Source organism: Mycoavidus sp. SF9855 (genome assembly GCF_024582735.1).
Taxonomy (GTDB): domain Bacteria; phylum Pseudomonadota; class Gammaproteobacteria; order Burkholderiales; family Burkholderiaceae; genus Mycoavidus.
The window spans coordinates 1,056,666-1,071,192 of sequence record NZ_CP102085.1 but is presented as its reverse complement, the minus strand read 5'-3'; the positions used below and the strand labels follow the sequence as shown (position 1 = coordinate 1,071,192).

General features: G+C 46.7%; 9 protein-coding genes. 4 read left to right on the top strand and 5 right to left on the bottom strand.

Translation table 11 applies throughout. The annotated features are described in order from the left end of the window. The first annotated feature begins 111 nt into the window (after nucleotides 1–111). A complete protein-coding gene (locus tag NQD60_RS04285; RefSeq protein WP_257101204.1) occupies nucleotides 112–291 on the top strand; it encodes an Hpt domain-containing protein in 180 nt (59 codons plus the stop codon). Here NQD60_RS04285 and NQD60_RS04280 read toward each other — a convergent pair. From NQD60_RS04280 to NQD60_RS04265, 5 genes are all read right to left on the bottom strand, one after another. Next, nucleotides 288–5,192, bottom strand: coding sequence for a YadA-like family protein (locus NQD60_RS04280; RefSeq protein ID WP_257101203.1), 4,905 nt, complete (start codon nucleotides 5,190–5,192; stop codon nucleotides 288–290). The genes NQD60_RS04285 and NQD60_RS04280 overlap by 4 nt on opposite strands. A 104-nt stretch (nucleotides 5,193–5,296) precedes the next feature. Next, entirely contained in the window at nucleotides 5,297–6,436 is a 1,140-nt protein-coding gene (locus tag NQD60_RS04275) for a cell division protein ZipA C-terminal FtsZ-binding domain-containing protein (protein ID WP_257101202.1), read from the bottom strand. A gap of 26 nt (nucleotides 6,437–6,462) precedes the next feature. Next, nucleotides 6,463–9,981: a chromosome segregation protein SMC gene (gene smc, locus NQD60_RS04270; RefSeq protein ID WP_257101201.1), complete on the bottom strand. Its 3,519-nt coding sequence runs from the start codon at nucleotides 9,979–9,981 to the stop codon at nucleotides 6,463–6,465. A gap of 344 nt (nucleotides 9,982–10,325) precedes the next feature. Then, a complete protein-coding gene (locus NQD60_RS09175; protein ID WP_368736112.1) occupies nucleotides 10,326–10,544 on the bottom strand; it encodes a DUF1127 domain-containing protein in 219 nt (72 codons plus the stop codon). Between the two features lie 353 nt (nucleotides 10,545–10,897). Beyond that, nucleotides 10,898–11,875, bottom strand: a complete 978-nt coding sequence (locus tag NQD60_RS04265) for a DMT family transporter (RefSeq protein WP_257101200.1) — start codon at nucleotides 11,873–11,875, stop codon at nucleotides 10,898–10,900. Between the two features lie 176 nt (nucleotides 11,876–12,051). On the opposite strand from NQD60_RS04265, the gene dapC reads away from it, so the two are divergent. The 3 genes from dapC to NQD60_RS04250 are packed head-to-tail and all read left to right on the top strand — an operon-like array spanning nucleotide 12,052 to nucleotide 14,487. Continuing rightward, a complete protein-coding gene (gene dapC, locus NQD60_RS04260) occupies nucleotides 12,052–13,257 on the top strand; it encodes a succinyldiaminopimelate transaminase (RefSeq protein ID WP_257101199.1) in 1,206 nt (401 codons plus the stop codon). A 28-nt stretch (nucleotides 13,258–13,285) separates the two neighbouring features. Next, on the top strand, nucleotides 13,286–14,131 hold the full coding sequence (gene dapD, locus NQD60_RS04255) for a 2,3,4,5-tetrahydropyridine-2,6-dicarboxylate N-succinyltransferase (protein WP_223694547.1): 846 nt from the start codon (nucleotides 13,286–13,288) through the stop codon (nucleotides 14,129–14,131). Beyond that, nucleotides 14,128–14,487, top strand: coding sequence for an ArsC family reductase (locus NQD60_RS04250; protein WP_257101198.1), 360 nt, complete (start codon nucleotides 14,128–14,130; stop codon nucleotides 14,485–14,487). The genes dapD and NQD60_RS04250 overlap by 4 nt, the downstream gene beginning before the upstream one ends. Nucleotides 14,488–14,527: the final 40 nt, after the last annotated feature.

Genomic DNA, 14,527 nt, shown 5'->3' with positions numbered 1-14,527 from the left:
CGACAGCACTTCGGATAAGCCCACAGTTCTCTCTGAAATAAAACAGCTCGGACTTCAATCGAAGATCCGAGCCGCTTGATCATACGTTTTCAACAGAGTATGGCGCAAGACATGAGTCAACTTGATACTGCTTTGAACCAGTGCGACATAGCAGGCGTTGCCCACTATGCGCACCAGATTAAAGGATCAACCCTGATGTGCAAGTTTTCAGCTATTGCTCATACCGCTGATCAGCTAGAAAGGATAGCCCGCTCTCGTAGCGCTGATCGCGGGCAGTTGGACCAAGCTTAAAATTCATAACCAACCTGTACGCGCATCCCTGTGTCTGAGCCTGCTTTTGAAGCAGCAGCATTAATCATCACTTGGCCACCGCGTGAACGGTAAGTCACGCCAACGCCGGTTGCTTTGCGTCCTTTAAAACTTGCGGTGCCTACGCTTACCATGGTGTGGCCAGGGCGGGCTGGCCCCATGCTGGGCATAGCCATGGCGGCAGCTACACCTGAATAGGCGTGGTTTGCTACGTTATTGATGCTTTGGCGCATGTCATTTATGTTTTGCCCCATTTCAGAAAAACGTTGGTCTGTGTATTGTGCTGATTTAGCCATTGAATAATTGATGCTCTCAAAAAGCTGAGCCCCGTTGACTGCATCAGTGCTGTCTTCTGATATTTCGCCTGGCGCTACGTTAGAGACTTTGACAGGAGTTTCTGAATCGGCGCCACCTAGAGTAACGCTATTACGTTTGTAATTATCGTAAAGTACTGCATTGCTATGCTCTTCTGAAAAAGGAGAGCGAGTAGTTATATTTGCGTCAATCGTATTAACTCGTAGCTCGATATTATCAAGTTTTTCTCCTAAAGCTACGCATTTATCTTCATTAGCAGTGATGTTTTGCTCGGCTGCTGTAGCTGCTCTCATAAAATCAGCTGTCTTATTAGCAATATTTTCTTTAGCACCTATAGTAGCGTTTGCAACAGTTGCTACGTTGGTCGCAATATTTTCTTGGGCATCTGCAGCATCGCTTGCGACAGTTGCTACGTTAGTCGCAATATTTTCTTGAGCATCTGTAGTAGCGTTTGCAACAGTTGCTACGTTGGTCGCAATATTTTCTTGAGCATCTGCAGTAGCGCTTGCGACAGTTACTACGTTAGCCGCAATATTTTCTTGAGCATCTGTAGTGGCGCTTGCGACAGTTACTACGTTAGCCGCAATATTTTCTTGAGCATCTGTAGTAGCGTTTGCAACAGTTACTACGTTAGCCGCAATATTTTCTTGAGCATCTGTAGTAGCATTTGCGACAGTTGCTACGTTAGTCGCAATATTTTCTTGAGCATCTGTAGTAGCGTTTGCAACAGTTGCTACGTTGGTCGCAATATTTTCTTGAGCATCTGCAGTAGCGCTTGCGACAGTTACTACGTTAGCCGCAATATTTTCTTGAGCATCTGTAGTGGCGCTTGCGACAGTTACTACGTTAGCCGCAATATTTTCTTGAGCATCTGTAGTAGCGTTTGCAACAGTTACTACGTTAGCCGCAATATTTTCTTGAGCATCTGTAGTAGCGTTTGCGACAGTTGCCACGTTAGTCGCAATATTTTCTTGAGCATCTGTAGTGGCGTTTGCAACAATTGCTACATTGGTCGCAATATTTTCTTGAGCATCTGTAGTAGCGTTCGCGACAGTTGCTACGTTAGTCGCAATATTTTCTTGAGCATCTGTAGTAGCGCTCGCAACAGTTACTACGTTAGTCGCAATATTTTCTTGAGCATCTGTAGCGGCATTTCCGATCGTTGTTACGTCAGTCGCAATACTTTCTTGAGCATCTGCAGTAGCGCTTGCGACAGTTACTACGTTAGTCGCAATATTTTCTTGAGCATCTGTAGCGGCATTTCCGATCGTTGTTACGTCAGTCGCAATACTTTCTTGAGCGTCTGTAGTGGCGCTTGCGACAGTTTCTACGTTAGTCGTAATTTTGTATTGAGCACCTGTAGCAGCATTTCCGATCGTTGTTACGTCAGTCGCAATACTTTCTTGAGCGTCTGTAGTAGCGCTTGCGACAGTTTCTACGTTAGTCGTAATTTTGTATTGAGCACCTGTAGCGGCATTTCCGATCGTTGTTACGTCAGTCGCAATACTTTCTTGAGCATCTGTAGTGGCGCTTGCAACAGTTGCTACGTTAGCCGCAATATTTTCTTGAGCATCTGTAGTGGCGCTTGCGACAGTTACTACTTTAGTCGCAATATTTTCTTGAGCATCTGTAATAGCGCTTGCGACAGTTGCTACTTTAGACGCAATACTTTCTTGAGCATCTGTAGTAGCGTTTGCAACAGTTGCTACGTTGGTCGCAATATTTTCTTGAGCATCTGCAGTAGCGTTTGCGACAGTCACTACTTTAGTCGCAATACTTTCTTGAGCACCTGTAGTAGCGCTTGCGACAATTGCTACGTTAGTCTCAATATTTTCTTTAGCATCCGTAGTAGCTTGATTACCAGCAACAACATTGTTAATTTGAAATATACCCGCCAATGCTTCACTACTGTTTTCACGAATAGGCACTAAGTTTGAACTGTAACCTTTTCTCTTTGAGCGATTTCTTGGACTAGAGTCAGAAATTGTAGTGTAGTTAGTATCTGTATCGCTGTCGGATAATGAATAGGAAATATTATCGCTATCACTTGTAAGATTCGATGAGTGTAATAGCATTTCTGTTATCTCAGTTGCTTGCGTCATACTATTTATGGTCGATTCGAGAAACTTATGAAGGGGGGGTTCTATTTGACTTAAAGAGTCAACTATATGGTATAGATTTTTTACATCTTTAGCCAAAAGATTGAATGTTTTTCTAGATACTGTGTTTTGGCGGTTAGATATAGAAGTGCTTGGCTTGTTTGTTGTTGCACTACTATCGCTTGAGTTTCCTTCATTATGGTACATTCCCCGCTTATTTTTTCTTCTTTCGAAAATCATAGATCTTTTAATAGGGCTAAAGTGAGTTTTTTGGTTAGCACGATGATTATTTGAAGTTGAAGAAAATAGGGTGTTACTGGTTTCTCCTAAGGAGTTACAATCTCGAGCATACTTAGTAAGAAGCTCCACTCCAATAGAAGATGGATGAGGTGATTGCTTAGATCTTGACATGTGACTTAATACTGGGCTAGTACTTAGCCTGTCTTCAAAATCTTGGCTGTCAACATAGTTGTCAACATAGCTGTCAAGACGCTCGTTAACATAGGACTGAAGATTAGGTGCTCCGGTAAGATCTAAGCTAATCTGCGCGATACTGTTTTTAACGTTTCCTATATCAGCTTCTACGGAGGTTAAACCTTGTGAAAAATTATCCAACTCTGTGTAAAATTGATTAATTTCCGCATGGACTTGAGAATAATTTTTAGTAATATGGTTATCAAATTTTTGCGACTGATCATTAAGCTGGCTGATTGTCACCGCATCATTGTCAAATTTGCCAGGAGCAATATTTCTAAGAATTACGCCTGACTTTTCTTCGGGAAATAAACTAATACTAGTAGTAGTATCATCCAATTTTTTATGATAACTTACATTAAATGAGCGCTTATTGTTGCCAATAATTTTTTCAGAATTATTTGGTGCTTTATAATCAAAATTATTATTTATAATATTATTATTTTTTAACAAATAACCACGAAGTTTCGATAGCGCATCAGAATTCTCATCTTTGAAATAAATTAATGCATCCACTCTATCTTTTTGATTTAAAGATTCAAGTTCTTGTTTCTTAATTTTTCTATCTATTTTTGTCAATTTATCATCTATAGGAATTAACTTATCAACATCATTTTGTAAGGAGTTAAATTTATTACTCCAATCTTCATATGATTTTTTAATATTATTATAATTATAACTTCCCATTCGTTCCTCGGCTCCCATTAATTTTTCATCAAGTTGCCTAACATTCACCGCATCAGTCGGATATTCACCATCCTGGACATGAGTCATTTGACGTAAATTGTTTGGTCCCCCTACTGATACGGTATTTGCTCTATCGCTAATACTCTGCCAACCCAGTGCGAGTGAATTGAATCCTTTCGCAATAGCCTCATGTCCAAATGATGAAGCCTGATCACGAGCCGCTTGTGAGCCGCTGCCAAATGTAGTCGTGCCAGCACCTGAGGCTAACGCACGCACACCAAATGCAGTTGCTCCGGAGCCGATTGCATGGCTACTCCGGCCCAAGGAAAGCGGAGGTATACTCCTTCCTATTTGGGTAGGATCATTTATCTCGAATAATGAATCAAGTTTAGAACTCAAGTGATTCACTTGATTCAAGTTTTGTGTAAAAATCTCACTTGTAAAACGTTGTATTGCTTCGATTTTTGTATCTAATATTTCATTAAATAAGCCAAAGGAAACTGCATCTTCATCTTTTTCAGCTGTGGCGAGCCCACGAATTATTGTAGGGCGACCAGAGTTTTTAGTGAGTGTAATTAGCTCGGTAACAGATTCATTATCTTGATTAGCGTCATAGAAGACTGGCATTGAGTGGCTGTCCTCTTCTCGTATTTCTTTATTATATTCTCCTATTTCTTTTGTAATATTATCAAGATGAGAAAAATAATCAGAATAACTTGAATATCTTTCTCCACCCAGCACCAGAGAGACATTAGAATCAAAAGAATCTTCGTGACTAAAGTCTATTGAATTTTCTATTGCATCATATTTTAATTTATCTGATGACAACCTTTTTTCTAATACATTTTTCAAATGCTCACTTTGCTCAAGCATGATTTTGCCTGTGCTAATTTCGTTTGAATCAATATTAGCTGGGGTAGTGGGTGATAGAGTTCGAGAGTTAGATCTAGGTTTGTCCCTTGGCACTAGTAACTGAGAATCAGACCCTCTTCGTGTCAAAGGAATAGTTATTTTAAGTTCAGCGCGCTGATCTGACGATTTAGATTCACCCTGGTCGCTATTCATAGCATGCCCAAATGTACTGGCAATAACACTTAAGATAACCACTGCATAAAAAATTGTTTTCCGTAACAATGTGTATGTGCATTCAATAAATTTACTCCGCTTAATATTAATTTGGGCAAGCGTATTCACCGCATTTAAATTGCAAAAGTACTGCATTAAAACCTCAAAATAAAAAAATAATGAAATGTATCTTAAAGGAACTTGAATTGAATATAAGAATAACCTTAAATAAAATAAAGGCATTTATTTTAATTATTTGCGCAATTGCCAATTAATACTTACAATTCAAATTTAAATCTAGATTATTTTAATGTTTAAATATTAATCTAGATTTAGTTAAGTAACGCCTACATAAACAGCCGCCGTGCCAGTGGCGAACCAGCTGGCATACCCACTTTTTCAAGCTTAGCGTAGAGAGTTATTAATTGCTGTTCGATTGCAGCCAATTCAGCTGTTGACAAAGCGCGTTGCCGGTCATCAGTTAAGTGTGCGCCAATGCGTTGCGAGAGGGATGATGCATAGTGACACATGAGCCTAAACGGCAAAACTTCCTCGTCGGCGGCTGGTACATCAAGTAAAAGTGTAATGTTTTGACCTCCTTTATATGTTAGGTCGTCTCGCAGGAAATTGATGTTGTTAAATTGCAATACAAATACTGGATTTTGCTTAGCATCGAGTTTGATAAAGCGCATGCCGTCGCGTGACAGCAGCAGTCCGTCCTGGGTTGCAATGGCTTGTATATATTGGGCTGACCAAGGAGCGCCGTCCGAGGTTGCATTGATTGAAAGTTGGACATCACATTGGGCAGCAAACGCGTCAAGTTCGCGCGCAATAGCGACAGTTGCAGCCATATCGGGACAATCTAATTCGGCATCTAGCGCCTCGGCAAGGGTTTGTGCACCGGTGATGAATTCAGAAAACTCTAGCTCGTTTAATGGGCCGGAACGATTGGCTAGCTGTACGGCAATACGCAAAGCTTGATAACGGCCACCAGGCTGTAAGCTTTGCCAGTTGGCGCTGTTGTCGCTAGGTTTGCCTTCGATAAAAATAGGTTTGTTGCCCGCGCGGCGTAGCCGTTGCGCAAGTGGCATGAGTTTTTCGGCAGCAATCGGCGCGCTCAGATGTAATGGCACAATGCAATCGATACGGCGATCGATGATGCTCACCAGCCTGGGATCGTTGGTTAGAGGCAGATCGTTTGTAGGCTCGGCTAGCGGATGGGCGGCCGAGGGTATGCTTAAGGTTGCTCCATTGGCTACTTCGTCGTACTGTGTATTATCCGCTTGAGGCTGAAGGCTGGTTTGTGCAGAATTAAGCAATGCGAGTTCATCAGATAGTTCTTCTACCTGTTCCTTTGGCTTGAGTTCAGTTGGCAATGAACGTGGCAAAGCACGCCGAATTTTAATCCGTTGCCATGCGTTGTAAGTGATAACGCTCAGTAAAACCGATATTCCCGCGCTGATTAAAGCGAATTGCAGTTCGTCCATGCCCTTTCTCTAGTTTTGTCTGTGCCTCAGGCGGCGGCCACAAAATTTGCTGCCGCCTCCATATCGACTGCGACAATGCGCGAAACACCCTGCTCTTGCATAGTAACGCCAACCAGTTGTTGCGCCATTTCCATCGCAATTTTGTTGTGTGAGATAAACAGAAATTGCGTGTGGCTGGACATCGCCCGCACTAAATTGACAAAACGTTCGGTGTTTGCATCATCAAGGGGGGCATCCACTTCATCCAGTAGACAAAATGGTGCTGGGTTAAGTTGGAACAATGCAAACACCAAAGCGGTGGCCGTCAGTGCTTTTTCACCGCCGGAAAGTAAATGAATGGTTGAGTTTTTCTTGCCCGGCGGCTGGGCAATCACTTGTACGCCAGCATCGAGAATTTCGTCGCCAGTCATCAACAGTTTTGCTTGCCCGCCGCCAAAAAGGCGTGGGAAGAGTTCACCAAAATGACGGTTCACTTCATCAAAAGTGTTTTGTAATAGCAGATGTGTTTCTTGGTCGATTTTGCGAATGGCTGTTTCAAGCGTATCGATCGCGCTATTTAAATCGGTGGATTGCGCATCCAAGAATTGCTTACGTTCACGGGCGGCTGCACATTCGTCAAGCGCCGCCATATTGACCGGGCCAAGTGCCTGGATTGCCTGATTTAAGCGGGTAAGCTCACTTTGCAAAGCAGATGGCTTAAGCTCCGGGGAGAGTTTGGCGGCAAGTTCAGCTTGGTTGGCGCCGGCGCTAGCAAGTTGTTCGTCGAATTGCGTTTGATTCAGTTGTGCGGCTTGTGTTTTGAGTTGTAGTCCGGTGATCTGTTCGCGTAACGGCTGTAACCTGCGCTCAGCCGTTAAACGCGCCTCGTCGGTCGTACGGAGTTGCGCGCCAAGCGTATCGAGCTCGGTGCGTGCCGCCAATACTGTTTGTTCTTTGGCAACGCGCGCGTTCAGCGCATCCTCAAGGCTTTCCTGTAAGGTTTCGCTATGGGTGGCTTCAAGTTCAGCCTGGGTTTGCTGTAGCGTGTTCAGGTGCTGCTCAGCTTGCTCATGGGCGGCTTGGATCAGGCGTTTTAACTCATCGATTCGATTGGCTGCAGCGCGCACTGCGTAGTGTGCTTCTTGCGCACTACGCTCATGTTCGCGGGCTTGCTGACGCGCTTGAGTCAGCGCTTGCTCAAGTGTGCCGAAGCGGTGTTGATCATCGCTGAGAGTTGCCTGGGCCGCCAGTAGCGATTGGCGCGCCTGTTTAAAGTTATCTTCAGCTTGAGCGAGGTGTTCGTGTTGCGTCTCAATGTGCGCCACGACTTCCGCTAGCTCCTCATTGATTTGTGCGCTGCGTGCAGTATAACGCTCTTCGGCTTGGGTCAGTTTCAGTGCTGCTAGTTGCAAGGTATGGCCGTGTTGGGTGATCTGTTCGATCTGTGCGCGGGCTTCGGTTAGCGTTTGATTGGCTTGACGCCAGGCGGCTTCAGCGCGCGTTGCCACGGTTTTGACATCCTCCGTGAGTAAGCTTTGCGCACGCACTTGTTTGTCCAAGTTTTCAATTTCTTGCGAGCGCGCAAGCAGGCCTGCTTGCTCAGAGTCCGCAGCATAGAATTGCACGCCGACGCGGCTGATCTGATGACCCGCTGGCACAACAAAGACTGAGCCAACCGGCAGTTGCGTGCGCTCGGCGAGCGCTTGCGTCAGAGTGTCGGCAATAAAGACACCGGCTAGCCAGTCCGCTAGTACCGTGCGCAAATTGGGGTCGTTAATGCGTAAGAAGGCGAACAGCGGACGTAAACCGGTACCGATGGTCGGCGTTAACGGGCACGCTGGCGGCGACGCAAAAAAGGCGAGTTTCGCGGCAGGCGCTCCAGCTACTAGTGTAGGCGTTTGCGCCAGATCTGCAATTTCAAGGGCGGCCAAGCGTTCACGTAACACTGCCTCAAGCGCAGTTTCCCAGCCTGCTTTGATATGGAGTTTTTGCCATAAGCGCGGCACCGCGGCGAAATCGTGCTGCTCAAGCCAGGGCTGGAGTGTATCGTTGGCTTGTACGCTTTGTTGTAGTTGCTTTAAGGCGTTGAGTTGCGCTTCGAGTTGCTGTAGGGCGGCGCTTTCAGCTTGCCACTGTTGCTGGGCTGAGCGCTGCACTTGCTCGGTTTGTAGGGTGGCTTGCTGGGCTTCGTTTAAACGGTGCTGCTGATGACGGAGATGGTCATCTTGTTCAGCGATTTGGATGCGCGATGCTTCAAGCTGTGCCAGATCGGGCGTGGCCAGTGAACGAACTTCATTGTGCAGCCGTTCACGCCGTTGTTGCCATTGCTGTAACTGCTGTTGCGCATTCTGTTGCTGAGCGGTTTCAAGTGTGCACGCCTGTTCAAACTGGGCGATTTGAGCATGCACCCGGGTTAACGCACCTTGTGCGTCGCGCCAGCGCGTTTCGAGGGCTGGTAATGCATCGTTTTGGGTCTGAACTTGATGATCTGCCTGCGCGCTTTTTTCTGTAGCGCGGGCTAGGGTCTGTTCTGCATTAATCAATTCAGTGCTGGCGTGGGCCGCTTGGGTCCGCCATTGCTCACGCTGAGCGCTTAGGTTTGCAATCTGCGTTTGGATCCGGTTACGGGTTTCTGTAATGAAGCGTATTTGCGTCTCAAGTTGGCTTATTTGCGCATTTATTTCATACAGTAGGCCCTGCTCGGCTTGCAAGGTGTCGCTAGCAGTGCTGTAAGCCGCTCTTAAAATCTCAAGCTGAGCCTCGATTTCACGCAGCTTGGCGGTCTGCTCTTCGAGTTCGATCTGAGTGCTCGTCAGTATGCTTTGCTGCCGTGCTTTTTCTGCTTGTGCTTCATTTTTGCGTAATAGCCATAATAGCAGTTGCTTTTCTTCGCTGTCAGTCGTTAGCGCCTGGTAGCGTTGCGCGATAGTCGCTTGGGCTTCAAGTTTATCGAGTTGAGTGCTGAGCTCACGGAGGATATCTTCAACCCGTATCAGGTGTTCACGCGTGTCATGCAAGCGGTTGGCCGTTTCCCGCCGGCGCTCTTTATATTTTGAAACGCCCGCGGCCTCTTCAAGAAAAACTCGCAACTCCTCGGGTTTGGCCTCGATGATGCGCGCAATCATGCCCTGCCCAATAATGGCATAAGCCCGGGGGCCTAAGCCCGTGCCGAGAAAAATATCTTGAATATCGCGGCGGCGCACACTCAGGTTATTGATGTAATAGCTTGATGTGCCATCGCGCGTAAGCACACGCTTAACCGCGATTTCAGCGTATTGGCTCCACTGGCCGGCGGCGCGGCCGGCTTGATTATCAAAAACCAGCTCTACGCTTGCGCGACTCCCCGGTTTGCGATGCGTTGAGCCATTAAAAATGACATCTTGCATCGATTCGCCGCGTAATTCCGAGGCGCGCGACTCACCTAACACCCAGCGCACGGCATCAATGATATTTGATTTGCCACAGCCATTTGGACCCACCACACCAACCAGTTGGCCAGGTACCGAAAAAGAGGTTAGATCGACAAATGACTTAAAGCCGGCCAGTTTGATTGAGATTAAACGCACGAAGCAACCGCTGAATAGAAAACCTAACGAAAAAGTACAATGTGCCTAACACCATACTGCCCCGTGCCAATTGACAGGCCGAGGTCGATGCACCGGCGCTAAGTTGAAATCATCCCACCGCTTGAGTGCATCTTTGAAAGCACTATGCTCAAGGCACACTCCCGCAGTATATATCTAAAAATCAGATGGGAATCGGTCGTACAGAGGGAAAAACTGATGCTTGTTAGGTATTTGGGTGCTGTGGTAATCTACTAAGTGATGTGTGTCATAAAAATATCTTGCTGCCATAAGCGCATCTGGCCAGCATCAAGGCACCGCTTTTCTTGAGCTAAAACAGCCGTGGTTCACCCTTGATTCACCTTACGATGGTTATAAGGATAGCTTTTTGAGCACTTGTTTACGCACGGGGTTTCCTCCGTTTGCCATATTTGGACCCGCGTTAGCCCAATATCTTTTAATGCTTCATCGTCTAGTACGCTCAATGCTGAGCGGGTACAAGCAATACGCCACTCATTTTGCAATATTTTGAGTATCTTTACCCCTAAGCCCAGAAAATCAACCATATTAACCCCAGATTTAGCTAATAATAAATAGATTGGTTTAAAAATGTGCAGCCCAGAAAATCGTGAACTCTAAGCTAGATAAGGCTAAGAGCTCAAAAAAATCTATTTTTTTCTCCCCGTTTATTTGGCTAGTGTTGGACCAAACAAAATCAATTTGGGTTTTCTAAGATAATCTATTAAAAATCTTTGTCAAGATTTAAGTAGCAACGATATAAAAGATAGCGGTGATTTAATATACCCGTTCTAAAAATGCATTGCTGCAGCGCAAAATTTAAAAAAGGTCTAAGTAAGATGCTATTTTTGTATAGAAATGAGGCCGCAATGGTGCGTCGCACCAATGCGGCTATGGTTGATTAACGCCGCCGATGAATCCAACTTGATAAAAGCGTAGCAACAATAATACAACTCGCTCCACTCCACTCGCGCGGCCCAGGCATTTCGCCCGTCAGCCACCAGACAGATAGCGCGGTGATCACAATTTCAAAGAGCATAATGAGGGCTGCGCGGTTTGCTGCGACGCGCTGTATCCCGTATTGCACAAGCATATTGTTTAATGCAAGCACCGCGCCCAGGCAAATTGTTAGGAGCAACGCATAGGTTAATACGGGCGGTGCGAATGGTAGGCGGTCAAGCGAAATAGGCTCAAACGCAATCGATGCTAAGCCAATTAAAACACCGCCAGCAAATACGGTTGCGGTGCGTAGCTGGGCGGGTAAGGTGGGTAACGCATGGCTCATTCTGCGGGACAATACATTTTGCAGCGCAAAGCTGATACCCGCGAGCAGTCCGGCCCATTCAGCTAGATCGGCTGGCAGCGGTAGGCCAAGCTCAGGGGACCACAACATCAACATGGCACCTGCTAACGATAAGAGTGCAATCGCTATATCGGCTAAATTTAAACGCTCATGCAATAGCCAGTGTGCAAAAAAGACGGTCCAAGCAGGCGATAAGTAAAACAACAACATCACCCGCATGACTTGTCCATGAATCGTGCCCCACACGAAGCCAACATTTGTCACGCCGCCGGCAAGCGCCAACGCGGCCAGCAGTAAACAGGCATCGTATCTAGAAAGAGCGAGTGAATTCGACCAGATTGAGCGTAGCGCGGCGGATAAAGAACGCCAAAATACAACCGCTAAAAATAAGCAGGTGGCCAAGCTCACTAACGTACCCGCCAGCGTGCCAGAGATGCCGAGCGCGGCTAACAGCCGCAGCGGATACCAAATAACGCCCCAAACGGATGCGCCTAATAAAATAGCCAGTGCTGGCAAAGTTTGCCTACTATGGGACAATAGGGGTAAGCGCCCCTCTCCCTTTACGTTTAAATTCATATTGCCTTTCTGTGTGGTCTGTTTTTTTACAAAAATTGTATGGTTTGCTCTATTTATCTTGGTTGTGCAAGCAATGCTTAGGCTGCGCCTTGCGCTTTCGCTCGAGCGTTTTTGCCCTACAATCTTGAGCTTAAATTGATCATGCCTTTTTTAATTTCGCCTGCAAGACCATTGACGTGAATCCTCTTCTCAATAAATTACAGCCCTATCCGTTTGAAAAGCTGCGGCTGCTGTTTGCCGATATTATGCCAGCGTCGCTAACACCGATCAGTTTTGGCATGGGTGAACCTAAACATCCTACACCACAATTTATCAAAGACGCATTGATTAATGCATTAAGCGGGCTGGCCAGCTATCCATCTACCGTGGGTTCAGCAGAGCTAAGACAGGTGCTGGCGGCCTGGTTGCAAGCGCGTTATCAGTTGCCCTCGGTTGATGAAGCTACCGAGGTGTTGCCCGTAGCAGGCTCACGCGAGGCGCTTTTTTCGCTGGCGCAAACAGTTATCGATAGCAGCCGCCCAGGCGCGCTGGTCATCTGTCCTAATCCGTTTTATCAGATTTATGAAGGCGCGGCGCTACTGGCGGGAGCCCAGCCGTATTTTGTAGCGGCTAGTGCGCATAATCGGTTCGCCTGCGACTATACTACGGTACCGGCGGAGGTTTGGGCGCGGACGCAGTTACTCTACCTGTGTTCGCCAGGTAACCCAACGGGGGCTGTCTTGAGCCTTGAAGATTGGCGTAGATTATTTGACTATTCTGAGCGCTATGGCTTTGTGATTGCCGCCGATGAATGTTATTCAGAAATTTATTTCGATGACGCTCAGCCGCCACTCGGTGGCTTGCAAGCAGCGCACCTTCTGGGCCGTGGCTTTGAGCGGTTGCTGGTGCTTTCTAGCCTATCTAAACGCTCGAATGTGCCAGGTCTGCGCTCGGGCTTTGTCGCCGGCGATGCAGCGCTGCTGAAACAATTTATACGCTATCGCACGTATCATGGCTGCGCCTTAAATCCTGCTGTACAAGCAGCCAGTATAGCGGCTTGGAGCGATGAAGCGCATGTGCGTGAAAACCGCGCAAAATACCGCCGTAAGTTCCAAGCCGTGACGCCCTTGTTAGCTGAGGTGCTAGATGTGCATATGCCGGATGCCGGGTTTTATCTGTGGGCGCGCGTTGACGGATTGGGGGTGAATGACACAGAATTCGCGCAGCGTCTTTTTACTGAATACAATGTGACTGTTTTACCGGGCAGCTACTTAGGGCGTGATGTGGGTGGTGTCAATCCAGGTCGTGATTATGTGCGGCTTGCGTTGATGGCTGAACTGGATGAGTGTTTAGCAGGGGCACAACGGATTGTTGCGTTTTGCCAAGGGCTTAAACGAATTTAACGAGTCTAAACTTTCTTTTTTTATTTTTATGTCGGAACAACTCCAAGCTATTATCGATCGTGCATGGGAAAACCGTGCTGAGCTTTCCCCCAAATCAGCCTGCGCTGAAGTACGCGAGGCCATTGCGCATGTGCTTGACAAGCTGGATAAAGGTGACTTAAGAATTGCCTCTAAACGCCCTTCAGCGCCCACCGGCGGTGGCTGGGAAGTCCATCAGTGGCTGAAAAAAGCTGTCTTGCTATCCTTTCGGCTGAGCGATAATGCGCCTGTCGCCGCCGGCGGATATACGCAATTTTATGACAAAGTGCCAAGCAAATTCGCCGCATATTCGGCAGATGATTTTGCTGCTGGCGGTTTTCGGGTGGTGCCGCCGGCGATTGCGCGGCGGGGTGCGTTTATTGCCAAAAATGTGGTGCTGATGCCTTCCTATGTGAATATCGGTGCGTATATTGATGAAGGCAGTATGATCGATACCTGGGCTACCGTAGGTTCGTGTGCGCAAATTGGCAAAAACGTGCATATATCGGGCGGGGCTGGCATTGGCGGCGTGCTTGAGCCGTTGCAAGCAAACCCAGTCATTATTGAAGACAATTGTTTTATTGGGGCGCGCTCGGAAGTTGTAGAAGGCGTGATTGTGGGCGAAAATTCAGTGCTCTCGATGGGTGTCTTTATTGGTCAAAGCACAAAAATTTATGATCGTGAGACGGGTGAAATCCTATACGGCCGAGTCCCGCCTGGCTCAGTAGTGGTGCCGGGTAATTTACCTTCGCCAGATGGCCGCTATAGCTTATACGCCGCCATTATTGTCAAGAAAGTGGATGCAAAAACCCGTGCTAAAACAGCGCTTAACGAGCTGTTAAGAGAAGATGCATGAAGATTGTTATGTATGGCATTCCAAATTGTGAAACGGTGAAAAAAGCCCGTCTATGGCTCGATGCGCAAGGTATTCAGTATCAATTCCATGATTTTAAAAAAGCCGGTGTCAGTCAAGCTATATTAGGCAACTGGCTGCAGGACGTTGCCCTGGATACGTTGCTAAATCGCCGTGGTACGACATGGCGCACGCTATCTGACGAGGTGAAGGCCACTGCGGCAGATAAAGAGAGCATGTTAAAGTTGATGGTGGACAGCCCTTCGGTGATTAAACGCCCGGTGCTGGTGGTCAATGATCGCGTTCAGGCCGTGGGCTTTTCAGCCGATGTATACGATGCTTTTTTTAACCTGAGTTAATTCTATTTATTGCTTGAACAAAAACCTTCAAGTAGCTGAT